The following is a 25,950-nucleotide window of genomic DNA, read 5'->3' as shown; positions in this document are numbered from 1 at the left end:
CGGTTCAGCGCGCTGTGGACGGGGAGTGGGCGCTCCCTGTCCGGTGAAACGCCCTGTCCGGTGGGGAACACCGTCCGGCGGCGGGATGCGCTTTGGGAACGTCATCGGCGCGGAGCGGATACGGCCCCTCATCGAGGGGACACGCTATGATCGACAAGTTTGCGCAACGCGCGCGAAATTGCTGACATGAAAGGCCGATGTGCCCACTACCGAACCGTTGAACGAATCGCTGAACAACTCCTACGACCCCTATGACGACGAGCCGTCCGTCACCTTCGCCGAACTCGGCGTGCCCGCCCCGCTGCTGCGCGTCCTCGCCGCGGACGGCAAGACCGAGGCGTTCCCCATCCAGGCCGACACCCTGCCCGACTCCCTGAACGGCCGCGACATCCTTGGCCGCGGACGCACCGGCTCCGGCAAGACGCTCGCCTTCTGCATCCCGCTCGCCGCCCGCCTGTGCCCGGTCACCGTCACGCCCGACCTGCCCATGCCCGAATACCGCAAGCGCCTCAAGCACGCGTACCGCCGCCAGCTCGAGGAACGCGTGGACGCCGGCCGCGACTTCACGCCGCACCCGCGCGGACTCATCCTCGCCCCCACGCGCGAGCTCGCCAACCAGATCAACGAGGTCCTTTCCCCGCTCGCCCGCATGGCCGGCATGACCACCACCGTCGTCTACGGCGGCGTGAGGCAGAACCGTCAGGTGCGCGAGCTCAAGGCCGGCGCGGAGATCGTGGTGGCCTGCCCGGGCCGCCTTGAGGACCTGCTGCGCCAGAAGCTCCTCACGCTCTCGGACGTCGAGATCGTGGTGATCGACGAGGCCGACGAAATGGCCGACATGGGCTTCCTGCCGCCGGTGCGCCGCCTGCTCGCGCAGATCCGCCCCGACGCGCAGCACATGCTGTTCTCCGCCACGCTCGACCACGGCATCGACGAGCTGGTGCGCGAGTTCCTGCGCGACCCGAAGACCCACAGCGTGGACGAGCCGACCGCCGTGGACGGCGCGATGACCCAGCACGTCTTCGAGGTCGAGAAGTCCGAGAAGCCGGAGATCGTGCGCGCGCTCGCGTCCGGCAAGGGCCGCCGCATCCTGTTCACTCGCACCAAGTTCCAGGCCAAGAAGCTCGCCGCGAGCCTGACGCGCCACGGCATCCCCGCGGCCGAGCTGCACGGCAACCTGTCGCAGAACCAGCGCGACCGCAACCTCGCCGCATTCGAATCCGGCGAGGTGAACGTGATGGTCGCCACCGACGTGGCCGCGCGCGGCATCGACGTGAGCAACGTGGAGCTCGTGGTGCAGGTCGATCCGCCGGAGGACCCGAAGTCGTTCGTGCACCGCTCCGGCCGCACCGCGCGCGCCGGCAACTCCGGCGACGTGGTCACGCTCGTGACCCCCGACGTGCGCCGCAAGGCCCGCCGCATGCTGCGCGAGGCCGGCATCACGGTCAAGCCGGTCAAGGTGCGCGCCGATTCGCCCGAGGTGCTTGAGCTCGTGGGGGAGCGGGCCGAGAAGGTGGAGGGCTGGACCCTCCCCGAGCCGCAGAACGGCGGCAAGGGCAAGAACGGCGGCAAGGGCGGCAAGTCCGGGAAATCAGGCAAGTCCGGCAAATTCGACAAGGCCGACAAGCCGTTCAAGAAGGGCGGCAAGACGCGCCGGAACCGCGATCGGGACGATGCCGTGGATGCGACCGTGAATGCGACCGCGGATGCGACCGCGGAGCCGGCGAACGCCGGAGACTCCGCGGCGTTCCGCCACATGCCGCAGGACGACGACCGCGCGCTGACCCCGTCCAGGAAGCGCCACCGTCACGACAAGCGCGACCGTGCCGCCGCCGCGCCCGACGCCGGCAATGAGCGCAAGTCCTCATGGAAGGCCCCGCACCGGCGTCATCGGGACGATATGCGTGCCGCCGAAGGCGAGAAAAGCGGTCGTCGCGGGCGCGACGACCGTGCATGGCGCGAGGACGATGCCCCGCGCGGCGGCAAGCGCATCCACCGCCGCGACGAGAACCGCATCGTGCGCGACGAGCGTTCCGAAATGGTCAAGCGCCACGAGCGCCGCATGAACGCCAAATACGGTTCCGGCCACGGCACCGACGGCGAGCATGGCCACGGCAATCCGGCCGGTCCGCGCCGCCACCACGGCAAGGCCGCCAAGCGCGCCCCGTTCCGCATGCGGTGAACCGCCCACTTGCCCTTCCGAGGGCGGATTTCGGGCATTGCGAACATCCACTTGCCCTTCCGAGGGCACCTCATTGCGCGCAATGCCCGTTGTTATGCCGCAATGACGGCGCAAATCCAAGGAAATCGACGCCACTGCGCGAACTGGAATGCCCTCGGAAGAGCAAGTAGATGTCCGCATCCCGCTGGATCTGCCCTCGGAAGGGCAAGTGGCTTCCGTGGACAGATGAAACCACCAAGCCGGTGATGAATATCCGGGTTGCGGCTGTCCGAAGGCTGCTGGTAAGGGCTATTCGGCGGCCGCGTCGGCGAGCAGCACGTCCGCGATGGCCTGCGCCAGACGGGCGTGGCTGTCCGCCTCCATGTGCAGCTTGTCGCGGTCGGACGCCTCGGCCACCGTGGAGGCGTCGAGGAACAGCAGTCCGCGTTCCTCGGCCACCTCTCGGTAGTAGGGGGACAGACGGTGCGAGCGATCCACGGCGTCCTCGGCGAAGCCCACGTACGGGCTTTCCGAGATGCCCGGCTTGACCCAGATGGGGGAGACGAGCAGCACCTTCGGGGCGGGGCCGCAACCGCCGTAGTTGTAGTTGAGGACCGCGTCGCACACCATGGCCGCGCCGGCCGCGATGGTACGCGGGGAGGCATTGAAGATCTCCTTCAGGTCGTTGGTGCCGAGGCTTACGATCGCATAGTCCAGCGGGCGGTGCGACTGCAGGGCGATCGGCAGGGCGCCGATGCCGTCGCGCTTGGGTTCGAGCGGGTTGACGAACACGGTGGTGCGCCCGCCCATGCCCTCCTCGATCACGCGCCAGTCGGGGCCGAGCAGGCCGGTGAGGCGGCCGGTCCAGCGCACGTCGAACGGGTGCCGCGTGCCGGGGCGGGCGGGGTTGGTGCCGAAGGTGTTGGAATCGCCGAAGCACAGTACGTTCTTCATCGTCGTTGATCTCCTTGATGCGGTTGGTTTGGTAAACGATTACGCTCCGTGGCCGATTGTACTCCCGGCCCGCTCAGCGCCGGGCGGAGGGGTCGTCCCCGTTCATGAACGCGGCGATGCGGGCGTTGAGCGCGCGCGGCAGGAGCCGTTCGGCGAGGGCGCCGGCCAGCGCGGTCGTCCCGTGATAGGCGAGAGTGGAGCCGCGCATAGTCCTCCGCCACGCGAACCGGGCGAGCGAGGCCGCGGAGGCCGGGCGGGTCATGGTGAAGAAGTTGCGGCCGGACATGCGCGCCACCTGCTCGAACCCGGTGGTCGTGGGGCCCGGGCAGACGGTCGTCACGGTGACGCCCGTGCCCTTCAGCTCGTATGAGAGCGCCTCGCCGAGCGAGCGCACGAACGCCTTCGAGGCGAAGTACATGGCCATGTACGGCCCGGGCATGGTGGCGGCCACCGAGGCGATGTTGAGGATCCGCCCATGGCCCCGCTTGCGCATGTCCCGCCCATAACGGTAGGCAAGCTCGGCCAGCGCGTGCATGTTCACCTGCATCATCGCGCTCTGGCGCACCCAGTCGGCGTCGAGGTAGCCGGTCCAGTCGGCGAACCCGGCGTTGTTGGCGAGCACGTCCACGGCGATGCCGAGACGTTCGGTGCGCTCGTGCAGCAGCGCCGCCGCGTCCGGTTCGGCGAGGTCCAGCGCGACGGTCGTGACGCGCACGCGCGTGCGGCGCCCGATCGCGTCGGCCAATGTCTCCAGCCGGGCCTCGTTGCGCGCCGTGAGCACGAGGTCGAATCCGTCCCGTGCGGCGAGCAGCGCCAGTTCGCGGCCGATGCCGCCCGTCGCGCCGGTGATCAGAGCCGTTGCCATGGCGGGCCTCACGCTTCCACGCCCGAGCCGGACGCGTCCATCCAGCCGCGGTTCATCATCTCGCTGTTGAACGCGAACACGCCGGAACCCTTCGCGGGCACGACGATCATGCCGCCGTCGCCGTGGTGCGAGGCCACGCCGTCCAACGCGGCCGCGGCGGCGTCGGACGCGGACTGGCCGGCGAAGCGCATCCGGTCGGCCACCTCGTGCGCCGCCACCTCCTTGACGAATGCCTCGCCGATGCCCGTGCACGAGACCGCCGCCGCGTCGTCCGCCGCATACGTGCCGCAGCCGGGCAGCGGGGAGTCGCCCACGCGCCCGGGCAGCTGGTTGGTGATGCCGCCGATGGACGTGGCCGCCGCCACATGACCGTCCGCGTCCCGCGCCACGGCGCCGACCGTGCCGTGCTTCTCCCATTCGTCGCCCTCGAGCCGCGCGCGCTCCAGCGATTGGCGCCGCGCCTCGGTGACGAAGTATGACGGATCCTCGGTCTCGACGCCCCAATGCCGCAGCTGGTCGGCGTCCGGATGCGCGAACAGCACGTGCTTGGTCTGCTCCTTGACCGCGCGCGCCGCGTCGATCGGATGCCGCGCGGCCGTGACGCCGGCCACCGAGCCCACCTCGCCGTCCTCGCCGGTCATGAGGCAGGCATCCATCTGCGCCTTGCCCTCGCTGGTGAGCGCCGCGCCGCGTCCCGCGTTGAACTCCTCGGCGTCCTCCATCACGCGCACCGCCGCGCACACCGCGTCCGCCGCGGAGGCGCCGGCCTCCAGCAGCGACCAGCCGGCCTCCAGCGCGCGCCGCAGGTCGGCGGCCACCCGCGCCCGGCGTTCGGGCGTGGAGGAGGGGCCGTACGATCCGGCGCCGCCGTGCACCAGCAGCAGCGGACCGGACGCCGAGCCGACGGTTTCCCGGATTGCGATCGACGATTGCGTGTGCGTCATGATGCTCCTTTGCGGATGGGAATCAATCTGGACGACAGTCTAGCGTCGGGCCGCCGCGCGGGGGCGTTCGTGTCTGCCCTTCGATGTCTGCCGTTCGACGTCGGTCGGGCGTCCCGGTCGGCCGCGTCGGACGGGGTTGCGGCCGTATAATGGCCAATCGGCGCTTTGCGAAGCGCGACGACGGACAGGGCGACAAGAGGAGCGGAACGGGCCATGGCGGGCGACGGCGTGCGCGAGGATGCGCATCACGGCGGGCGGAACAAGGCGGGCGACGGGGACGGCGCGCACGACGGCCGCACGGCCACGCTGGCGCACACGCCCAAGGACATCATGATCGGCTCGGTGCTGGCCCTGCTCGGCGGCACGCTGTGGGGCGTCAACGGCACCGTCTCCAAAATCCTCATGGACGACTACCAGTGCAGCCCGCTGTGGATCGCGTGCGTGCGCCAGCTCGCCGCCGGCGTGATCTTCGTCGTCTGCGCCGCGGCCACCACGCCGCGTCAGCTCGCCGGCGCCGTGAAGGACCGCGGCTCCTGGCCGTCGTTCCTGCTCAACGCGCTCGTGTGCGTGTTCTTCGTGCAGGTCGCCTATCTGCAGTCCATCAACGCCACGAACTCCGGCACCGCGACCGTCCTGCAGTCGCTCAACCTGCTGCTGCTCCTGCTCTACACGTGCGTGCGCGGGCGCAGACTGCCGCAGAGGCGCGAGGCTGCCGGCGTGGCGCTCGCGTTCGTGGGCGTGGTGCTCATCGCCACCGGCGGCAACCTCTCCTCGCTGAGCCTGCCCGTCGACGGCCTCGCGTGGGGCATGCTCAACGCGCTCGTCACCGCCGCGTTCGCCGTCATGCCCCTGAAGCTCATGGCCCGTTGGGGAGGCATGACCGCAAACGGCATCATGTTCCTCATCTCCGGCGCGGCCATGCTGCCGTTCGTGCGCCCGTGGCAGAACATGCCGCCGCTCGACGCCGCCGGATGGGGACTCATGGCGTTCACCGTGGTCGGCGGCACGTTCGGCGCGTTCTGGCTGTTCCTCACCGGTTCCATGAAGGCCGGCCCCATGCGCGCCACCATGCTGGGCACGTCCGAGCCGGTCATGGCCACCGTGTCCGCGGTGCTGTGGACGTCCGCCGTGTTCACGCCGACGGACCTGACGGGCTTCGCGCTCATCATCCTCATGGTGTTTTTGGTGCGCTGAGTGTTTTTGGTGCGCTGAGCGTTTCTGACGCGCTGGGCGTCCCGGTACGTTGGCCTGCGCCCGCGCTCACCCCGCGTAGTGGTACAGCGTGCGCCCGTCCGCCGGATCGGTGACGGTCACGCTCGGTCCCGGCTCCAGCGCCAGCTCCACCACGATCGCCTCGCGTCCGTCCGCGCTCGCCGACCGGTAGCGGTAGCGCCGGTTCTCGAGCAGCAGTTTTTCCGTGCGCGCGTTGACGAGCCACGGGTGCTGCCGGCGCAGCGCGATGAGCGCCTGATGCGCCCGGTACATCCATGCGCCCAGATGCGAAAGCTCGCCGGGGGAGCGGGGGAACTTGGGCCGGACGTCGTCGTCCCCTCCGAGCCGGTCCTCCTTGACGCCCGCGTACGCCTGCTCGTCGCCGTAGTAGACGCTCGGCACGCCGCCCACCGTCATGAGCGCGGCGAGCGCGAGCACGGCCCGGTGCGCGCCGATTTCGGAGGCGATGCGCGTCACGTCGTGGTTGCCGATGAACGTCTGTGGCGTGAACGCGTCCAGAAACGCGTTGTGGCGCGTGAGGTTCCAGTCCAGCTCGAAGAAGTTGTCGGTCTGGATGCTGTGGCGGATCGACTTCCACAGTTCGTACTGCGTGACCGAGTCCATGCCGGATTCGCGCACGATCGCCGCGTAGTCGCCGTGGATCACCTCGCCGAAGATCCACGTGTGCGGATGGGCGGCGCGCACGGCCGGCAGCACGTGCCGCCAGAACGCGGGATCGGTGGCGTAGGCCGCGTCGAGCCGCCAGCCTGAGGCGCCGCGGTCGAGCCAGTGGTTCATCACGCGCGTCACGTACGCGGCGGTGCGCGGGTCGGCGTGGTTCAGGTCCACGAGCCCGCCGTGGCCCTCGAACACGTCCAGCTCGGGCCGTCCGCCCGCGCCGGGATGCGTGGCCACGAGCCCCGCCCACGGGCCGTCCGCCCGCCCGGACAGCGCCTCCTGCACGGCGGGGTGGTGCCAGCCCACATGGTTGAACACGCCATCGAGCACAAGGCTCATGCCGTGGTCGCGGCAGGCCTCGGCGAGCCGGTCGAAGGCCGCGTCGCCGCCGAGCCGCACGTCCACGTGCATGTGGTCGAGCGTGTCGTAGCCGTGGGTGGAGGATTCGAAGATCGGGCCGAGCAGCAGGCCGGAGACGCCCATGTCCCGCGTGTAGTCCAGCCAGTCGGCGATCGAGTCGAGGCCGCGTCCGTGGAATTCGCGCGGACCCGAGGGGCGGATGTCCGCGCCCACGAAGCCCAGGGGATAAATGTGCCACCAGATGCCGTAGCGCACCCAGTCGGGAAGCGAAGGAAGCGAACCAGCCTCGGGAACCATGGGAACCTCCTCGTCACAAGCTCATGGAACGGAGCCGAACCACCTCCATTGTGGCAGGAATCGCGCGGCCGAGCATCCGACGCCACGCCGCGCGGCTGTCAGTCCGAGCCGCCGGTCCGAGCCGCCGGTCCGAACCGCCGGTCCGAACCGCCGGTCCGAACCGTCGGATCTACAGCCGGCGGGGCCACCACGCGCCGTGGCGCATGCGCCTCCACGGCCGGCGGCGGAACCACAGGACGAGCAGCCCGAGCGCGAGCGGCACGGTCACGGCCACCGTGGTCCACAGGCGCGCGTCCTTCGGGGCCTCGGCGATGTCCGGCATCATGGCGGGGATGTCCTCGCGCACGCCGGAGACGAGCAGACGGTGGGTGTTGACGCCGTAGGGCGTGCACGTCATGAGCGTGACGCGGTCCTCGCCGGGCACGATCTTGAGCTGGCTCGTGTCGTCCGGCTCGATCACGGTGATGCGGTCCACCTTGTAGCCGAGCGTCTCGCCCATCACCTTCACGTAGAAGTAGTCGCCCACCTGCATCTCGTCGAGGCGCGTGAACATGAGCGCCTCCACGAGCCCGCGGTGGCCCGTGAGGACGGCGTGCGTGTCCGCGCCGCCCACCGGCAGGCTCGAACCGTACAGGTGACCGGAGCCGGAGGCGAGCACGCGTTCGGACGTGCCGTGGTAGATGGGCAGGTCCACGGAGATCTTGGGGATCACGATCGAGCCCATCACCCCGTTGCCCGCGTCGAGCAGGCTCTGGTATTCGGTGTCCTTGCTGGCCTGCGAGTCCTCCTCGTGCGCCTGCGAGCCGCCGGAGGCCGCGGTGAACGGGTCGATCGCCTCGCCCATGACCGGCTGGCCCGACTCGGCGAGCCTGCGGTTGTACGCCTGCGCGGCCTGGAAGGCGAGCTCCGCCTGCGGGTACGGCCAGCCCATCACCTTGTTCTCGGCCTGCTGCGAGGTTTCGGCGAGCTTCATTTGCGACTGGTACTGCAGCGCGAGCGGGAACCCGCCCACGGTCACGGCGGCGACGAGGAGCAGCGCGGTGAGGATGCGCATGGCGACGAGCTGGCGTTTGAGGGAACGCTGCGTGCGCGCCACGTCCGTGACGTCGGTCGCCTCGTCGAACGGCGTGGGCGTCCAGACCTTGTCCTCGCGGTCTTCGCGGGGGACCTCCGTCCCGCGTCCCGCCGCGAGCCCCGCCTTCCCGCGTCCGGCGCCGCCGCGCCGCGCGTTCCTTCCCGCATGTCGAACCACCATGCCGCCACCCTTTCGATCGGCCCCATTGTACCGTGCGCGCCCGGCGGACCCGCACCCCCGTTCGCCCGGCGCATGATCGGGTGGGCGCCGGTCCGGTCCGCATGCCGTGTCCCGCGCTCCGCGTCCCGCACCCGTTCACGCCCCGTTCATATTGTGAGCGATGTCACATGGACGCAACGGACGGGCCATAGGGTGAGGGCAATGCCAAAAGCACATCCATAGAGGGATTCGGGCCGCCCGCCGCACGACGATGCGTCGCGGGGACGCCCAAACCGGCCGGCGGGCGCGTCGCCGCGCTGCCTCGGAAGGCCGGAAACAAGAAGAGAGAGCATCCAAATGACGAATGCCGCCGCACCCGCACCGGGCGCATTGGAATTCAAGGACGACTACACGCCGGCCGAAGCTGCGCGCGTGATCCGCAACTCAAAGGGCCTGCCCGTCGGCGTCAGGCCCAAACTGGTCTGGACGCCGGCCAAGATCGCGCTGTGGGCCGCCATCGCCGTGGTCTGCGCGGTCGCGTGGTCCGTGCTGGCCGTCTCGCGCGGCGAGCAAATCTCCGCGATCTGGTTCATCGTGGTGGCGCTGAGCTCCTACGCCATCGCCTACCGCTTCTACGCGTACTACATCCAGATCAAGATCATGCGCACCGACGACGCGAACGCCACCCCGGCCGAGCGCGTGCACGACGGCGCCAACTTCGAGCGCACCGACCGCCGCGTGCTCTTCGGCCAGCACTTCGCCGCCATCTCCGGCGCCGGCCCGCTCGTCGGCCCCATCCTCGCCGCACAGATGGGCTACCTGCCCTCCACGCTGTGGATCATCCTCGGCGTGATCTTCGCCGGCGCCGTGCAGGACATGATGATGCTGTGGATCTCCGCCAGGCGCCGCGGCCGCTCGTTCGGCCAGATGGCCACCGACGAGATGGGCAAGTTCGGCGGCATGATCCTGTCGATCTTCCTCGTCGTCATGACCGCCATCGCCATGGCCTTCCTCGCGCTCGTGGCCATCAACGCCATGGCCTCCTCGCCGTGGGCCGTGTTCTCCATCGCCATGACCATCCCGATCGCCCTCGTCATGGGCTGCTACCAGCGTTTCCTGCGCCCCGGCCGCGTGATCGAGACCACCATCCTCGGCTTCGCGCTGCTCATCCTCGACATCGTGGCCGGCGGCTGGATCGCCGAATCCTCCCTCGCCTCCGTGTTCACCCTGTCCAAGCCGGCGCTGGTGATCGCCCTGGTGATCTACTCGTTCGCCGCCGCCGCGCTGCCGCACTGGCTGCTCGTCACCCCGCGCGACTACCTGTCCACGCTCATGAAGATCGGCACGCTCGCCCTGCTCGTCGTCGGCATCGTGATCGCCAACCCGTCCGTGCGGTTCCCGGCCGTCTCCGAGCTCGCGTTCGTCTCCAACGGACCGACGTTCTCCGGCAGCCTGTTCCCGTTCCTGTTCATCACCATCGCGTGCGGAGCGCTGTCCGGATTCCACGGCGCCGTCGCCTCCGGCCTCACCCCGAAGGCCGTGGAGAAGGAGAACCAGATCCGCATGATCGGCTACGGCTCCATGCTCGTCGAGTCGTTCACCGCCATCATCGCGCTCATCGCCGCCGTGACCCTGAGCCAGGGCCTGTACTTCTCCACCAACATGTCCGCCGCGCAGATCCAGGCCGCCGCGGGCCAGTCCTACTCCGCGTCCGCGTCAGCCGAGACCAACGCCGTCGCCGCCGTGGACGGGCTCAAGGTCTCCGACATCGAGGGCAACCACCTTGCGACCACGTGGGAGTCGACCGACGAGGCCGGCAACCCCAGGACCTACGAGGGGGAGGAGGCGCTGACCCGTGCGGCCGCCGACCTCGGTGAGAAGACCATCGTCTCGCGCACCGGCGGCGCCACCACGTTCGCCATGGGCATGGCCAACTTCCTCAAGTCCTACTTGGGCGGGCAGGGCGCCATGGCCTTCTGGTACCACTTCGCCATTATGTTCGAGGCCCTGTTCATCCTCACCACCGTGGACAACGGCACGCGCGTGGCCCGCTACCAGATCGGCGAGCTGCTCGGCAACGTGCGCAAACTCAGGAAGTTCGCCGACCCGACGTGGAAGCCCGGCAACATCGTCACCACGCTCATCGCCACCGCCCTGTGGGGCGGCCTGCTGTGGATGGGCGTGGCCGACGCTAACGGCGGCATCAACTCCATGGTCCCGATCTTCGGCATCTCCAACCAGTTGCTCGCCGCCGCTTGCTTCGTGCTCGTCACAGTGTGCGTGGTGAAGATGGGCTATGTCAAGTACGCGTGGGTGACCATCGTGCCGCTCGTGTGGGACGTGGCCGTGACCTTCACCGCGGACGTGCAGAAGATCTTCGGGCCGCTGAGCTACTTCGCCGTGGCGCGGAAGTACCAGGCGCAGATCGCGTCCGGATCGCTGGAGGGCAAGGCGCTCGAAAACGCGCAGGCGGGCCTGAGCAATGCGTACCTCGACGGTGTGCTCTCCGTGTTCTTCCTCGTGATGATGGCCGCGTTCGTGGTCGTGGGCGTCGTGGTGGTCGTGCGCACGCTGGCCGCCGGCAGGTTCGGCGCCAAGACCACCAGCGAGGAACTGTTCGCCGAGTCGCAGTGGTTCGCGCCGTCCGGGCTCGTGGCCACGGGCCTTGAGAAGAAGGTGCAGCGCGAGTACGCGGCCAAGCTGCACGCGCTCAAGGCGGAGGCCGCCGAATGACGGTCGCAGGCGTGACGGCCGGCGCGGCGGCGGAACGGAATGGGCGGAATGAGGGCGGTCGGGGCGGCGATGCGCATGCTGGCCGTTCTGCCGGTCGTTCCATCGAGCGTCCCGCTGGCCGTTCTGCCGGACGTCCTGCGGGGCACCTCGTTGGGCGTCCGGCAAGGCACATCGTTGGGCGTCTCGCTGGTTATTTCACCGCACGATTCGGCCGCCTTGCCGCCGGTCTCTCCGCCGCGTGGCGCGCCGTCGTCTGGTACGCCCGCGAGGTGAGCGGCGAGGCACGGTACGACCACTACCTCGAGCGCTTCGCCGCCGAGCATCCCGACGAAACGCCGCTCACGGAGGCGGAGTACCTGCGCCGGCGCGAGGAGTACGACCGTACGCACCCCAACACGGGTTGCTGCTGCTGAGCGGCCGTCGTCGTTGGATTCCCTTCCGTCCGGTTCCCGCGACCGCGCTCTCCCCGCCCCTCCTCGCATCCTCCGTCCGTATCTGCTCTCGCGCCCGCCCCGCACTCGATCCGCCCAATCCGCGACCCGATTACGAAGGATTGAGCGAATCCAGTGCGGTGGCGGCGTCAAACGGGCTCCAGCGCATTCGATCCGCTCAATCCGTGCGTTTAGCTCCCCACATTGAGCGGATCGAGTGTCGGACTGCGGTGTCGGACCTGTGGCGTCAGACTTGTGACGCCGGACTTTGTAATACCGGGCTGGGCGCCGGGACAACGGAAGGGCGACTTTTCCGGGGCATGCATGGCGGTCATGCGGATGTCCCGGAAAAGTCGCCCTTCCGTTGTCGGTCGGACCGCCGCTTCTCCCCGCATCATCCCGAGCGAAGCGTGCAATCCGGAACCGAAAAATCCATCGGCCCGCCGAGTTCGCTCAGGATGACGCGGAGGGAGGAAAGCGGCAGGAGCCGGGCCTCAGCTGCCGAAGTCGATGTCGCCCAGCTTGTCGATGAGCTTCATGTTCTCGCGGTAGTCCACCGGGCAGGCGATGATGTCCACGCCCGAGCCGGAGCGCAGCGCCTGCCGCAGCACCGGGTACAGCTCGTCCGCCGACGTGATCTCGTGGCCCTTCGCGCCGAAGCTGGAGGCGAGCTCCACCACGTCCGGATTGCCGAAGTCCACGTACTCGTGGCTGCCGTCGTGGATGTCCATCTTCCACTTGATCAGGCCGTACGCCTCGTCCACCCACACGAGCACCACCATGCGCGCGCCCACGCGCACGGCCGTCTCGAGCTCCTGCACGTTCATCATGAAGCTGCCGTCGCCCATCACCGCGAGCACCGGGCGTCCCGGGCGTTCGAGCGAGGCCGCCACCGCGCCGGGCAGCGTCCACGCCATGGTGGACAGCGAATTGTCGATCACGCACGTGTTCGAGTAGTACGCGGGGTACAGGCGCGCCATCCACATCTTGAGGGCGCCGGTATCCACGAGTGTCACGTCCGTGTCGTTCTCCATGGCGCGGCGGGTGTCGTACACCACGCGCTGCGGCTTCATGGGGAACGAGTCGTCGTGGGCGTGCGACGTGTACTCGTCCGTGAGCAGCTCGTGGATCTTCGGGTGGGACTCGTCGAAGCGCACGCCGCGCTCCTTGAGCTTGGCGATCAGCGCGGCCAGCGTCGCGTCGATGTCGCCCATGATGTTCAGGGCCGTCGAATAGTGCGCGTCGGTGTCCTCGGCGAACGTGTTGATGTGGATGATCGTCTTGTCGTCGTTCGGGTTGATCTTCTTCGGGTCGAACTGCTGGATCGAGAAGCCCACCGCGATGATGAGGTCCGCCTGGTCGAACGCGAAGTTCTCGTAGTCGTGGCGCATGAAGCCCACCACGCCGAGCGCGTTGGGGATGCGGTCGGAGATCACGCCCTTGCCCTCGAACGTGGTGGCCACCGGCACGTCGAGCTGCTCGGCCAGCGCCAGCAGACGGTTCTCCGCGTGCCCGCGCGCCACGCCGTTGCCGGCGAGGATGATGGGGTGCTCGGCCTGCTCGATCACGGACACGGCCTCGGCGATCGTGGCGTCCGTGGGCACGATCTGCACCGGCTTGGGCAGGGGGAGGGGACGCGCGCCCTCGGGGGCCGGCATCTCCGCCACGTCCTCGGGCAGGATCAGGCAGGTGGCGCCCGGGCGCTTGCGCGTGGCGATGGAGAACGCCTTGCGGATCATCTCCGGCACGGCCTCCGGGGTCATGACCATGCTCGTCCACTGGGTGAGCGGGCGGAACACGGATTCGAGGTCGATGATCTGGTGCGACTCCTTGTACAGTCGTCCCACGTTGCCCTGCGCGCAGATGGCGACCAGCGGCGTGGTGCTCGCGTTGGCCTGCGCGACCGGCAGCGTGAGGTTGAGCGCGCCGGGGCCGAGCGTGGCCAGGCACACGCCGGGCTCTCCCGTCAGGTGGCCGTGCGTGGCGGCCATGAAGCCGGCGCCCTGCTCGTGGCGGGTCAGCACGAACCGGATGCGCCCGTCGCGCTCGATGGCCTCCATGAGCGGGATGTTCTCCTCGCCCGGGATGCCGAACATCACCTTGACGCCCTCGTTGACGAGGCATTCGACGAACAGGTCCGCCGTGGTCCTCACGTGGCCGTCGGTTTCGATCTGGTTGCTGGGATTCTTCGATGCTTCACTCACGGGCCGCTAGCATCGCACCACCGTATGACGACGGTGTTTCCGCCCCGCGCCGTTGCGTTTGCCGTCCCGTCCGCCGGTCCGCCCACCCGTCCCCGTTCGCGCGCCGTTCGCCATGCGTTCGACCGCCGTTCACGCGCGGATGCCATACTGGCCGTATGTCGCAGGAGACGGTGGAAAGAGGCGTATGGGTCACCGCGGACCCGAAGCTGGCACGGCGGGCGTGGCGGGGCATGCCGCCGCCGTGGGCGATGTTCCCGATCGTCCTGGTGTTTTCGACGGTGCTCGTGGCCCTCTTCGTCCTCCTGGTCGGCAGGGGACCGGCGGACGAGCTCGTCGCGCGCATCGGCCTGCCGGACGGCGACGAGGGCCTGTTCATGCTGTTCGGCGCGATCGTCGCGCTGTTCACGCTGATGATGACCTACAACTCATGGGCCAGCGGCCGGAACATGCCGGACGATCTGGTGGCCGTTGAACCGGAACGCTTCGGGCTGGACCTGCGCTACGGGCCCGACTACAAGGACGATGAAGGCGACATGTGCCCCCGCCGCATCTCGGCCATCATGTTCGTTTCCGGCGTGGACCGCGCCTTCACGCTGCCCAAACAGGACGGCGACCGCGTCGTGCGCGCCCGCTTCGCCGTCTCGCAGGGCCAAATCCGCTACGACGGCGACGAAAACGCGGGCCCCGGGGAGGACCGCTACGCCATGGATCCGGACATGCGCGTCGTCAAGGACAGCGTGTTCGTCCCCTGACGCCGCCGATTCCTGATTCCGCCGGCTCCGGACCGCCGGCTCCCGACGACCGCCCGCCGCGTCAGTGTCACACGATCAGCACCCCACGATCAGCACTCCACCACGTTGACGGCGAGGCCGCCCTGCGAGGTCTCCTTGTACTTGCTCATCATGTCCGCGCCGGTCTGCTTCATGGTGCGGATGGCCTGGTCGAGCGAGACGACGTGCGAGCCGTCGCCGAGCATGGCCATGCGGGCCGCGTTGATCGCCGTGTTCGCGGCCATGGCGTTGCGCTCGATGCACGGGATCTGCACGAGTCCGCCGATCGGGTCGCAGGTGAGCCCCAGATTGTGCTCGATGCCGATCTCCGCCGCGTTCTCCACCTGCTCCGGCGTGCCGCCCAGCACCGCGCACATGCCCGCCGCGGCCATGGAGCAGGCCGAGCCGACCTCGCCCTGGCATCCCACCTCCGCGCCGGAGATGGACGCGTTGCGCTTGAACAGCATGCCCACCGCGCCGGCCGTGAGCAGGAAGCGGATCACGCCGTCCTCGCTCGCGTTGTCGGCGAACAGCCAGTAGTAGTGCAGCACCGCGGGGATGATGCCGGCCGAGCCGTTCGTGGGCGCGGTGACGATCCTGCCGCCGCCGGCGTTCTCCTCGCTCACCGCGAGGGCGAACAGGTCCACCCACTCCACGGCCGACGCGCGGTCCGAAAGCGAATGGCCGGGGCCGGACGGACCGCGCGGGTCGAGCGGATCGGCGGTGAAGCGCGCGTACAGCTTCGGCGCGCGGCGGGGTACGTCGAGGCCGCCCGGCAGCGTCCTTTGGCCGCTCGTGCAGCCGTTGTGCACGCACTCGCGCATGACCCGCCACACCGTGAGCAGATCGGCGCGCAGCTCCTGATCGGCGCCTTCGGCGTCGGCGCCCAGCGCCATGAGCATGGCGACCTCGTTGCGCCGCACCAGCTCGGCGATCGAAATGCCCTCGCGCGCGCAGATCGCGAGCATCTCCTCGGCGGAGTCGAACGGGTAGGGGACGGGGACGCTCTGCAGGTCGATTTTGGCCGTGCCGTTGGCCATGGCAGCCGCGTTGACCGGATCGGCCGCATTGCCCGGATTGGCTGTGTCGCCCGGGTCGGCCGCCTTGCCCGCTTCGGACGCGCCCGACGTCTCGCCATGCGCGTCCCCGCGCCCGGCGTCTCCGTCGTCGTCACCGGCCGGCTCCAGATCCGCCGGCACGCCCTGCTGGATGAACCCGCCGCCCACGGAGAACCACACATCGTCCGCCAGCGGCCGCCCGTCCGCGGCGCTCGCCTCGAAGCGCATGCCGTTCGGATGCCGTCGCGGGGTGATCCACCGTTCGAACACGATGTCGCGGTCATAGTCGAACGGCACGTCGTGCGAGCCGGCCAGCCGGAGCGCGCCGTAGCGGGCCACGCGCTCGCGGATGCGCAGCAGGTCGTCGGTGTCCACGGTGACCGGCAGCGAACCCTCCAATCCGGCCATCACCGCCCGGTCCGTGCCGTGGCCGAGCCCGGTCGAGGCAAGCGAGCCGTACAGCGTGACCTTCACGCGCGCCACGTCGTCGAGGATGCCGTTCCCTCGCAGTGCGCATGCGAAGGCCGCCGCCGCGCGCATGGGCCCCACCGTGTGCGACGACGACGGACCGACGCCGATCGAGAACATATCCAACACGCTGAGCATTCGCGGACCTCCGGTTTGCGGGACGGGTGAGACCAACACGCACCAGCGTAGGCGCGTGCCCGTCCGTCCGCCACGCGCGCCGGCGGGCCGCGGAACCGAAGGAGCCAACATGTGGGACCGCGTCCCGAACGTCCGGGGCGCTGCGGGATACTGGACGCTGACGACTGCCAAACCGTGCCATTCAAGGAGGAACATGCGGTTTTTCGACGAGACGATCAGCGGCATTGACGGCACCGGGGACGCCGAGGCGCGCTTCCGCGGCTATGTGATCGACAATTCCGAGGAGATGGACCCCGCCCGCGTGCGGCCGGCCGTGCTCATCCTGCCCGGCGGCGGCTATCGGCGCACGTCCGAGCGCGAGGCCGAGCCGATAGCCCTCAAGATGCTCGGCTACGGCTATCAGGCGTTCATCCTCGACTACGCGTGCGCGCCGGCCCAATACCCGGTGGCATTGCTCCAGACCGCCGAGGCCATGCGCCGCATCCGCGCCCACGCCGCCGAATGGCACGTCGACCCGGACGCGATCGTGATCGGCGGCTTCTCCGCGGGCGGCCACGCGGCGGCGTTCTTCTGCGAGCGATGGAACGGCGACGAGCTGCGCAGCCGCGGCTTCGAGCCCCAAGAGATCCGCCCCAACGGCCTTATGCTCGGCTACCCGGTCATCACGTCCGGCCCGTTCGCCCACCGCGGCTCGATCGACAACCTGCTCGGTCCCGCGCGCAGGGACGACCCGCAATGGCTGGACTACGTCTCGCTGGAACGTCACGCGAGCGCGGACGTGCCGCCCACGTTCATCTGGTCCACGGTGACCGACCGCGACGTGCCCGTGCAGAACAGCCTCCTGTTCGCCAACGCCCTCATCGGCGCCGGCGTGAACGTGGAGCTCCACATCTTCCCCGAGGGCAACCACGGCTCCAGCCTCGGCACCCGCGAGACCGACAATCCAGGCCACTGGATCGGCGACCTCACGTGCGTGCAGGTCTGGCCCGACCTCTTCGACGCGTGGGTGCGCGGCCGGTTCCCCGCCGCCACCGCGTGGAAGTAGGGCGTACGGCGGGAACCGGGAACGGCTCCGAGGCCTAGTCGGCCAGCCCCATTTCGATCTTGAGCGCCATGACGCGCGCGGCGGATTCGGCCACCCGCTCGGCGAACGCCGGGTCCGCCTTGGCCTTCGCTACGAGCCCGTCGAGGATCGGCGTGACATAGGAGGAATTGCCGATGCACGCCAAGTCGCCGCCGGCCTCGATCAGCCGGACCCCCAACTGGTCGGTCGGCACGCCGCCCAACGCCTCGGCGGACAGCGAATCGGAGATCACCACGCCCTGATACCCCAGCGTCCCGCGCAGATGCCCGTCGATGATGGCGGACGAGAACGCTGCCGGCGCGGAGGCGTCGACGGCCCGGTACGTGGCGAGGGCCATCATCACCATGGCCGGCCGTCCCTCGCGGATCGTCCGGTCGAACGCGGCGACCTCCGGGCCGTCCAGCGTGGTTGTGGAATCCTCGATGCCGTCCGCCGTGAAGTCCGTGTTGCCCGTCACCGCGCCCAGACCGGGGTAGTGCTTGACCGCGCCCATCACGCCGGAGTCGCGCATGCCGTTCACGAACGCGATCGCATGCTCGGCGTTGCCGTCCGCGTCGAGCCCGAAGTCTCGGTTCAGCGCGCCGATCGGAGCGTTCGACTTGCGCGCGCCGCGCACGGTGTCGGTCACCGGCGCCAGATCGACGTTCACGCCGGCCTCCTTGAGCTGCGAGCCCCAGCGGGCCGCCGATGAGCGCAGCGCGGCCGCGTCCATCGCGCCCTGCTTGACGCCGCTCGGCATCGCGTCGAACCCCTCGCCGGTCAGGTGCTGCACGCTGCCGCCCTCCTGATCGGTGGCGACGATGAGCCCGTCGCCCTCCGGCGCATAGGCCTGTAGCGCCGCCGTCTCCTTCGCCACGGCGTCCACGCCGCCCGTCCACTTGCCGATGACGAGCACCGAACCTACGTGCCGGTCGCGGATGGCCGGCGCGAGGCTCGACGCGTCCGAACCGGCGAACAGCGGGGCCATGACCAGCTGGCCCACGCGCTCCTCGAGGCTCATTGCGTCCACCAGCGCGCGGGCCCGGTCCTGCGCCGTGGCGGGCGTGGACGGTGCCGCCGGCGTGGACGGTGACGACGGCGCGGAGGAGGCCTCGCGGGAGGCGCTGGCGCCGGCGGCGTCCGTCGCCGCGGATGACGAGTTGCCGGCGGGCGCGGATCCCGGCCACCCGCAGCCAGCGGCAAGGCACAGGACGATCGCGCACAGCGAGGCGGGCAGCGAGACGGACATCATGCGGCGAAGGCTGGAAATGCTGTGGAGACGATGAAAGACGGTCATATCCCCGATTATGCCCGGGTGCCGGCCGGAAGGGCAATGGGCCGCAAGTGTCCACAATCGGCTGGACGGCGGGCGAAACAGGTTGGAGACGGCTACCGCGCCCCGGCCGCGCCGCGGCAGCCGTCGAAGCGGATGCGGACGGTCGCGAGTGGCTGCGAATGGCCACAATGCCGGCTACGTAGCGGCCGCCCGTCGCGTACTTCCGATTCGTGTGGTGGTTTTTCCGGGGTCGGCCGGATAGCCGCCGCGCGGTTCCGGCCAGATTGCAACGGCGCTACTCGGCGGGACGCCGAAATCGACCGCACAAATCGGAAATACCGTGCGGGCGGGTGGCCGATATCGCCTCGAAAAACGTCGAAACGCGTAGTTTGCGCATGAAATCGGCATTATGCGGCCAGAACTATCGAATGTTGCATATCCCATTCCCTGTTTCCTCCTGTTCCGCCGCCGGCGGGATTACGCCCACCGCGAGTGGAATCTCCCCGTATCCCGGTAGGCTGGCTGCATGTCTTTCTTTGATGCCTTTGGTGGAATATTCGACCCGGACTACGATCCGCGCAAGAGGGGAAGCCGTGGCCCCAACGCCCGGCGGAACGACGACGATCCGATCATCATCAACGTCGAGTCCGACGGCGACGAGCCCGGTGCGAACGGCGGCGCGGGCGGGCCGGGACGCGGCTCCGGCATGCCGCCGCGCGGCCCCCGGGCCCCGCGCATCACGCGTCGCCCCCAGCGCCCGTCCGGCTCCAACCGCGGCAGCCGCATCCTGTGGGGCGTCCTCGTGGCCGTGGTGGTCGTGGTCGGCGTGTTCTTCGGCCTGTCGCGCTTCATCACCGACCTCATGTGGTACGGCCAGCTCGGCTTCGCGTCCGTGGTCTGGACGCAGCTCGGCGTCAAGGTGGGCCTGTGGGTCGCCTACGCGCTGGTCATGGGGCTCATGACCTTCCTGTCCGCGTGGCTCGCCATCCGCGCCCGCCCCGACGCGGCGGACGGCTCCACCATCCGCGTCAACGGCGACGTGATCGAGATCGGCAAGGGCGTGAGCTCCAGGACCGCCGTGCGCGTGGCCGTGGTCGTCTCGCTCGTCATCGGCGTGGTCTTCGGCTCCCAGTTCAACGCCAACTGGTCCGAGATCCTGCTCATGTTCCACAACCAGTCGTTCGGCGTGAAGGACCCGCAGTTCGGCATCGACAACGGCTTCTACGTGTTCGTGCTGCCCGGCCTGCAACTCGTGGCCGGGGCCGTGTCCCTGCTGCTCGTCGTGGCGATCGTCGCCTCGCTGGTCACCCACTTCCTCATGGGCGGCATCCGCCTGCAGATGCCGCTGCACGGCAAGTCCATCCTCAACGTCACCGCGCGCGCCCGCCGCCAGCTCGGCGTGTGGCTCGTGCTCAACTTCCTCATGGTCGCCTTCCGCATGGTCCTCGGCATGTTCGACCAGCTCACCGCCGCGGGCGACCGCGTCACCGGCGCCACCTACGTCTCCGTGCACGCCACCATCCCCATGACCATCGTCACCGCCGCGCTCATCGCCATCCTCGGCGTGGTGCTCGCCGCGTGGATCATGACCACCAAGGCGCTCGGCGGCGCGCCCTCGGCCTCCGTCGGCGAGGCGTTCCGCGTGTGGCGCACCCCGGTCGTGTCCGTCGCGATCGTCGTGGTCGCGGCCCTGATCCTCAACGTCGCGTGGCCCGTGCTGCTCCAGCGCTTCAAGGTCAACCCGAACGCGCAGGAGCTCGAATCCACGTACATCCAGCGCAACATCGACGCCACCACGGCCGCGTACGGCCTGAACAACATCAAGGTGGAGGAGTATAACGCGACCACGCAGGGCAAGACCGGCGCGCTCGCCGAGAACGCGGACACCACCGCGCAGATCCGCCTGCTCGACCCGCAGGTCGTCTCCGCCACGTTCAAGCAGCTCCAGCAGTCCAAGCAGTACTACACCTTCGCGGACACGCTCGCGGTCGACAAGTACGACGTCAACGGCGAAAGCCAGGACACCGTCATCGCCGCGCGCGAGATCAACCTCGCCGGCAACGACAACCGCAACTGGGTCAACGACCACACCGTGTACACGCACGGCTACGGCATCGTGGCCGCGTACGGCAACAAGGTGACCTCGGACGGCCAGCCGGAGTTCTTCGAAAAGGACATCCCCACCTCCGGCGCGCTCACCGAGTCGGAGAAGTACGAGCCGCGCATCTACTTCTCGCCCAACGCGCCCGAATACTCGATCGTCGGCGCGCCGGAGGGCACCGCCTCGTGGGAGTTCGACTACCCGACCGGCTCGCAGGGCGCCACCACCACGTTCAACGGCGACGGCGGCCCCTCGATCGGCAACATCTTCGCCCGCCTGCTGTACGCGGTGCGCTTCGGCTCTGACCAGATCCTGTTCTCCGACCGCGTGACCTCGGACTCGCAGATCCTCTACGACCGCAGCCCCAAGGAGCGCGTCGCCAAGGTGGCGCCCTACCTCACGCTCGACGGCCGCGTCTACCCGGCGGTGGTGGACGGCCGCGTCAAGTGGATCGTGGACGGCTACACCACGTCCGCGAACTACCCGTACTCGCAGACCGTGGACCTCGCGGAAGCCACCGAGGACTCCACCACGGAGACCTCCGCGACCATCAAGAGCCTCAACTCGCAGAAGGCCAACTACATCCGCAACTCCGTCAAGGCCACCGTGGACGCGTACGACGGTTCGGTGGACCTGTACGCGTGGGACGCCGACGACCCGGTCCTGAAGGCGTGGGAGCAGATCTTCCCCGGCCAGTACCACCCGATCTCGGAGATCTCCGGCGACCTCATGAGCCACATGCGCTACCCGGAGAGCCTGTTCAAGGTGCAGCGCGAGCTGCTCGCCAAGTACCACGTGCAGAGCGCCAGCCAGTTCTTCTCCGGCGAGGACTTCTGGCAGACGCCCACCGACCCGACCGAGCCGGACACGCAGCGCGCGCAGGGCGTCAAGCAGCCGCCGTACTACCTGACCCTCCAGACCGGCGGCAGCAAGGAGCCCATCTTCTCGCTGACCTCCACGTACATCCCCGCCGGCACGTCCACGCGCGAAATCCTCACGGGCTTCCTGTCCGTCGACTCCGACGCGGGCAGCGAGAAGGGCGTGATCGGCGCGAACTACGGCACGCTCAGGCTCATGGAGCTGCCCAAGAACACCAACGTGCCCGGCCCCGGCCAGGCGCAGAACAACTTCAACGCCAACGCGGACGTGTCCAAGGAGCTGAACCTCCTGCAGTCCGGATCCACGAACGTGGTGCGCGGCAACCTGCTCACCCTGCCCATCGGCGGCGGTCTGGTGTACGTGCAGCCCGTGTACGTGCAGTCCAGCGGCTCCACGAGCTTCCCGCTCATGAAGAAGGTGCTCGTGGCGTTCGGCGATCAGGTCGGCTTCGCGGACACGCTCGACGAGGCGCTCGACCAGGTGTTCGGCGGCGACTCGGGCGCGGCGGCCGGCGACGCGGCGAACTCCGACGGCAAGGAGACCACGAAGCCGCAGGTGGGCGGGTCCGCCAACGGCGGCGCGAACGGCTCCGGTTCGGGCGGCTCGGGTGATTCGACCGGTCAGACGGGCGGCTCCTCGTCCGGGGCGCAGTCCGGCTCGGACGGCTCCTCGTCCGGCTCCTCCTCCGCGGACCTGAAGCAGGCCCTGCAGGACGCCTCCCAGGCCATGAAGGACTCCGACGCGGCCATGAAGAAGGGCGACTGGGCGGCCTACGGCGAAGCCCAGAAGCAGCTGCAGGACGCGCTGAACAAGGCCCTCGCCGCCCAGCAGTAGTCCGGCGGCCAACCGCGGTCCCGCGCCTCCAGTCGGTTTGAATTCCGATTGCGGTTTTGGCCGCATCGCCGGGCCGCATCGCCGGGGCGCATCGGACACGGCGAGTGCACCGTGACGAGTCCGCGGCCCGTGCGCAAAGCGGCTTCCTCGCTTCCGGGGAAGCCGCTTTCTCATATGGAATTCATGCGGAATCGAGCCGTTCGCGTCATTCGTTCCAAGCTGCGCCCGTTGCTGCGCAGGCTGGAACGAACGACCGCGAAACTCGCCTCGGAAGGCCCTCGGAATCGGCCGAACGTTCCAATCCGCATCAGGCTCCTCGCAGGTTGGAACATATGGCGTCGAAATGATCCCGCGGGAGGCGCGACAGCCAATCGAATGTTCCAATCTGCGCCGGGAGACTTGCAGGTTGGGACGAATGCGCCGCGGGCTTGTCGCCGACGCTGCGCTACGATGCGCGGCATGGAGATCAACACGTCCCGTTACCGCATCCGCCCCGTCGCCGCCGACGACGGGCACGCGGTGCGGGCCATCACCGACATCTACAACGCGGCCGTCATGGCTGGCGGCTCCACCGCGGATCTTGAGCCGCAGACCCTCGGCCAACGCCGCGCGTGGGTCGAATCCCACAAGCCGCCGTACGTGGTCGCAGTGATCGAGGACGAATCGCTCGGCGGGCGCGTCGTCGGCTTCGGCGCGCTGTCCGTGTTCTACGACCGGCCCGGCTACGACGGCGTGACGGACCTCGCCTACTACATCGCCCCGGACGCGCAGGGCAGGGGAGCGGGCGCCGCCATGCTCGACTGGCTGCTCGACGCGGCCCGCGAACGCCGCATGCGCAAGGCCATCGGCATCATCTTCGCCGACAATGCCGGCTCCACGGCCCTCATGCGCCGCTTCGGATTCACCCGCTTCGGCCTGCTGCCCGCCGCCGCCACGGACGCCACGGGCGCGATGCACGACATGTCGTACTGGTATTTGAATCTGTAAACGGCCATATGCTTGAGGCATGATGCAGCAGGCCAATCCCTTCGACGCGCAGGCGCGGCCCAACGGCGTGGTGGGCGACCGCGACCGGGCGATGCTGCGGCGCATCCGCCTCAAGGCGGTGGCGAGCACGGCGGGCTTCGCCGTCTCGCTCGCAGGGGCCCTGGCGACGTATATGGGGCCGGTATACCCGTGGTTCGCGTGCGCGGCGTGGATCATGCTGATCGCCGCGGGCGCGTATCTGGTGGGCTGGGCGCGCGGCTCCCGCCAACTGCGGCTGGCGGACGAGGGCGACGAACTGGCGGTGCGCTATACGCTCGAGGGGCCGGTGTTCGGCTCGATCGAATGGTGGTGGACGGCGCCGCCCCGCCGCCGCAATCCGGGCCGGCTCAAATTGCGGCTCATGGGCGCGTTGATGCTCGCGCTGGCCGCCGCGTACGCCGTGGGCTGGTGGTTCGCGCGCGGCCTCGGACCGCTGTACGCGGCCGTGACGCTTCTGTCCGCGGTTCCGCCGCTCGCCGTCGGGGCCACGTGCTTTGCCTTTCTCTCGCATCCGTCCGCTAGGGCCGCGGACTGGTTCTCCCGCGTGCGATGGGCGTGCCTCTTCTATATGGCGTTCGCCCTCATCGTGCTCGGCTGGATCGCCGTTGGCGCCGGAGAGGACGCCACGGCTCCGCTTGTGGCGTTTGCGGGGATGGGCGCGCTGATCTCCGCTTCGACCTCCGCGCTGGGAAAGGTGGCGTTGGAATCGCTTCGTCGGCCGGGGCAGTTCACGCCGCAGCGCGAGCGCATCCGGGCGGATCTCGACCGCATGGCGGACCAGGAGCCCCAACATGCGCTGGACGGCGTGGGCATGTCGCAGGTGAACCGCCGACGCGAACGGAGACTGCTGCTGCGGGCGGTCGGATGGGTCGCGGTGATTGTCGTCGTCGCCGTCGTGAGGGTGCTGCTGTAACGGGCTGTGCGTCACGCACGGCGGGCGATGCGTGACGTCGATGGACGACGGCGGATTGTGCCGATTGTCGGTTCGTTCCAGAGGAATTGCGCGACGCGCCGACGGCCGGTGATTCGAACATTTGTCCGCATGATTGCGTATGATGGTAGCCACAATTGAAAACACGGCAATTCGGTTAAGGGCGCTCCCAAGTTCGCGGGATGCGCCCTTTTATGTTTTCGGAAAGGGGCATCGTCATGTCGGAACGGGTGACGGATGCCGTTGGTCTCACGCGGGGAGACGTGCTGGAGGACAGCATCGGCATCATCGAGGAGGCGCGCCACGCGGCGTACCGTGCGGTCAACACCGCGCTGGTGCGGCGCAACTGGCTGCTTGGCGAGCGCATCGCACGGGAGGAACTGCGGGGCGGCAAACGCGCCGAATACGGTGAGGCGGTGGTCAAGCGGCTCAGTGCGGAATTGACAAAGCGGTACGGGAAAGGGTTCACGAAGACCAACTTGTATCAATTCGTTCAGTTCTACGAATATTTCCCCGAGATTTTCCACTCACCGAGTGGAAAATCCCATCCGCTGCTTTCATGGACCCATTACCGGGTTCTGCTGCAGGTTGCCGACAAGGCCGCACGCGATTGGTATGTCAAAGAGGCCGCCGAGCAGACATGGAGCGTGCGCACGCTGCAGCGCAACGTCTCCTCGCAGTATTACGAGCGCATGCTGTTGTCGCAGAGACCGGAAGCCGTCAAGGCCGAAATGGAGCGGATCACCAAACCGCTGCAGGGTGACAGGCTCGAGTTCGTGAAGAACCCGGTCGTCGCCGAGTTCCTCGGCCTCGCCCCGAATGCCGATCTGACGGAGACGAAGCTGGAATCCAGCATCATCGCCAATCTACAGCGGTTCATGATGGAACTGGGCAAGGGGTATGCCTTCGTCGCCAGGCAGCAGCACATCCATACGGAGAAACAGGATTACTTCATCGATCTGGTGTTCTACAACTACATACTCAAGTGCTTCGTGCTGATTGATTTGAAGACCTCGCGCATCACGCATCAGGACGTGGGACAGATGGACATGTACGTGCGCATGTACGACGAGTTGAAACGCTCGCCGGGGGACGGCCCCACCTTGGGCGTCGTGCTGTGCACGGACACGGACGAGGACATAGCCCGGTATTCGGTGCTCAAGGGCAACGAGCAGTTGTTCGCGGCGAAGTACCAGCTGTATCTGCCCAGCGAGGAGGATCTGCGCCGTGAAATTGAGCGGCAGAAGGAGATTTTCGAGATCCAGCGCGCGGAAGGGGAGGCATGATGCGGATGGACAACGGGCGCGGAGCGCAAAATCGGGCCGGGCGGGTA

At 68.7% G+C, this 25,950-nt stretch carries 18 protein-coding genes; 10 read left to right on the top strand and 8 right to left on the bottom strand.

What is annotated here, in order from left to right:
* Positions 1–217: 217 nt before the first annotated feature.
* Entirely contained in the window at positions 218–2,182 is a 1,965-nt protein-coding gene (locus DSM100685_RS04135; protein WP_204314277.1) for a DEAD/DEAH box helicase, read from the top strand.
* 288 nt (positions 2,183–2,470) lie between these two features.
* Here the strand turns inward: DSM100685_RS04135 and DSM100685_RS04130 are convergent, their stop codons facing one another.
* From DSM100685_RS04130 to DSM100685_RS04120, 3 genes are all read right to left on the bottom strand, one after another.
* Positions 2,471–3,115 carry an SGNH/GDSL hydrolase family protein gene (locus DSM100685_RS04130; protein ID WP_152350095.1) on the bottom strand — a complete coding sequence of 215 codons (645 nt, stop codon included), beginning with the start codon at positions 3,113–3,115 and terminating at the stop codon, positions 2,471–2,473.
* A gap of 73 nt (positions 3,116–3,188) precedes the next feature.
* Positions 3,189–3,980 (bottom strand): SDR family NAD(P)-dependent oxidoreductase, encoded by a 792-nt coding sequence (locus DSM100685_RS04125; RefSeq protein WP_152350094.1) that lies wholly within the window; start codon positions 3,978–3,980, stop codon positions 3,189–3,191.
* Positions 3,981–3,988: 8 nt separating this feature from the next.
* Entirely contained in the window at positions 3,989–4,924 is a 936-nt protein-coding gene (locus DSM100685_RS04120; RefSeq protein WP_152350093.1) for an isoaspartyl peptidase/L-asparaginase family protein, read from the bottom strand.
* Between the two features lie 330 nt (positions 4,925–5,254).
* Between DSM100685_RS04120 and DSM100685_RS04115 the strand changes: the two genes are divergently transcribed.
* Positions 5,255–6,118 carry a DMT family transporter gene (locus DSM100685_RS04115; protein ID WP_239512645.1) on the top strand — a complete coding sequence of 288 codons (864 nt, stop codon included), beginning with the start codon at positions 5,255–5,257 and terminating at the stop codon, positions 6,116–6,118.
* 66 nt (positions 6,119–6,184) lie between these two features.
* On the opposite strand, the gene DSM100685_RS04110 is transcribed toward DSM100685_RS04115, so the two are convergent.
* Together DSM100685_RS04110 and DSM100685_RS04105 are read right to left on the bottom strand one after the other, a co-directional pair.
* Positions 6,185–7,471 carry an alpha-amylase family protein gene (locus tag DSM100685_RS04110; protein WP_152350091.1) on the bottom strand — a complete coding sequence of 429 codons (1,287 nt, stop codon included), beginning with the start codon at positions 7,469–7,471 and terminating at the stop codon, positions 6,185–6,187.
* A gap of 169 nt (positions 7,472–7,640) precedes the next feature.
* Positions 7,641–8,726 carry a class C sortase gene (locus DSM100685_RS04105; RefSeq protein WP_152350090.1) on the bottom strand — a complete coding sequence of 362 codons (1,086 nt, stop codon included), beginning with the start codon at positions 8,724–8,726 and terminating at the stop codon, positions 7,641–7,643.
* A 336-nt stretch (positions 8,727–9,062) separates the two neighbouring features.
* Between DSM100685_RS04105 and DSM100685_RS04100 the strand changes: the two genes are divergently transcribed.
* The gene (locus DSM100685_RS04100) at positions 9,063–11,438 is read left to right on the top strand and encodes a carbon starvation CstA family protein (RefSeq protein ID WP_152350089.1); all 2,376 of its coding nucleotides are present in this window, start codon (positions 9,063–9,065) and stop codon (positions 11,436–11,438) included.
* Between the two features lie 170 nt (positions 11,439–11,608).
* Positions 11,609–11,851: a CstA-like transporter-associated (seleno)protein gene (locus DSM100685_RS11125; RefSeq protein WP_170284987.1), complete on the top strand. Its 243-nt coding sequence runs from the start codon at positions 11,609–11,611 to the stop codon at positions 11,849–11,851.
* Positions 11,852–12,363: 512 nt separating this feature from the next.
* Here the strand turns inward: DSM100685_RS11125 and DSM100685_RS04090 are convergent.
* On the bottom strand, positions 12,364–14,073 hold the full coding sequence (locus DSM100685_RS04090; RefSeq protein WP_163200917.1) for an acetolactate synthase large subunit: 1,710 nt from the start codon (positions 14,071–14,073) through the stop codon (positions 12,364–12,366).
* A 155-nt stretch (positions 14,074–14,228) separates the two neighbouring features.
* Here DSM100685_RS04090 and DSM100685_RS04085 point away from each other — a divergent pair, with 155 nt between their 5' ends.
* Positions 14,229–14,825 (top strand): hypothetical protein, encoded by a 597-nt coding sequence (locus DSM100685_RS04085; RefSeq protein WP_152350087.1) that lies wholly within the window; start codon positions 14,229–14,231, stop codon positions 14,823–14,825.
* An 89-nt stretch (positions 14,826–14,914) separates the two neighbouring features.
* On the opposite strand, the gene DSM100685_RS04080 is transcribed toward DSM100685_RS04085, so the two are convergent.
* Positions 14,915–16,507 (bottom strand): L-serine ammonia-lyase, encoded by a 1,593-nt coding sequence (locus DSM100685_RS04080; protein ID WP_152350086.1) that lies wholly within the window; start codon positions 16,505–16,507, stop codon positions 14,915–14,917.
* 193 nt (positions 16,508–16,700) lie between these two features.
* Here DSM100685_RS04080 and DSM100685_RS04075 point away from each other — a divergent pair, with 193 nt between their 5' ends.
* On the top strand, positions 16,701–17,552 hold the full coding sequence (locus DSM100685_RS04075; protein ID WP_152350085.1) for an alpha/beta hydrolase: 852 nt from the start codon (positions 16,701–16,703) through the stop codon (positions 17,550–17,552).
* A gap of 34 nt (positions 17,553–17,586) precedes the next feature.
* Here the strand turns inward: DSM100685_RS04075 and DSM100685_RS04070 are convergent, their stop codons facing one another.
* Complete coding sequence (locus DSM100685_RS04070) at positions 17,587–18,819, bottom strand: glycoside hydrolase family 3 N-terminal domain-containing protein (protein WP_204314275.1); 1,233 nt, start codon at positions 18,817–18,819, stop codon at positions 17,587–17,589.
* Positions 18,820–19,372: 553 nt separating this feature from the next.
* On the opposite strand from DSM100685_RS04070, the gene DSM100685_RS04065 reads away from it, so the two are divergent.
* From DSM100685_RS04065 to DSM100685_RS04050, 4 genes are all read left to right on the top strand, one after another.
* Entirely contained in the window at positions 19,373–22,660 is a 3,288-nt protein-coding gene (locus DSM100685_RS04065; protein ID WP_152350084.1) for a UPF0182 family membrane protein, read from the top strand.
* A 459-nt stretch (positions 22,661–23,119) separates the two neighbouring features.
* Complete coding sequence (locus tag DSM100685_RS04060; RefSeq protein ID WP_152350083.1) at positions 23,120–23,647, top strand: GNAT family N-acetyltransferase; 528 nt, start codon at positions 23,120–23,122, stop codon at positions 23,645–23,647.
* 19 nt (positions 23,648–23,666) lie between these two features.
* Positions 23,667–24,599 carry a hypothetical protein gene (locus DSM100685_RS04055; protein WP_152350082.1) on the top strand — a complete coding sequence of 311 codons (933 nt, stop codon included), beginning with the start codon at positions 23,667–23,669 and terminating at the stop codon, positions 24,597–24,599.
* Between the two features lie 236 nt (positions 24,600–24,835).
* A complete protein-coding gene (locus DSM100685_RS04050; protein WP_152350081.1) occupies positions 24,836–25,903 on the top strand; it encodes a PDDEXK nuclease domain-containing protein in 1,068 nt (355 codons plus the stop codon).
* Positions 25,904–25,950: the final 47 nt, after the last annotated feature.

Source organism: Bifidobacterium avesanii (assembly GCF_009299475.1).
GTDB lineage: Bacteria > Actinomycetota > Actinomycetes > Actinomycetales > Bifidobacteriaceae > Bifidobacterium > Bifidobacterium avesanii.
This window is presented reverse-complemented; position numbering and strand designations above follow the sequence as displayed.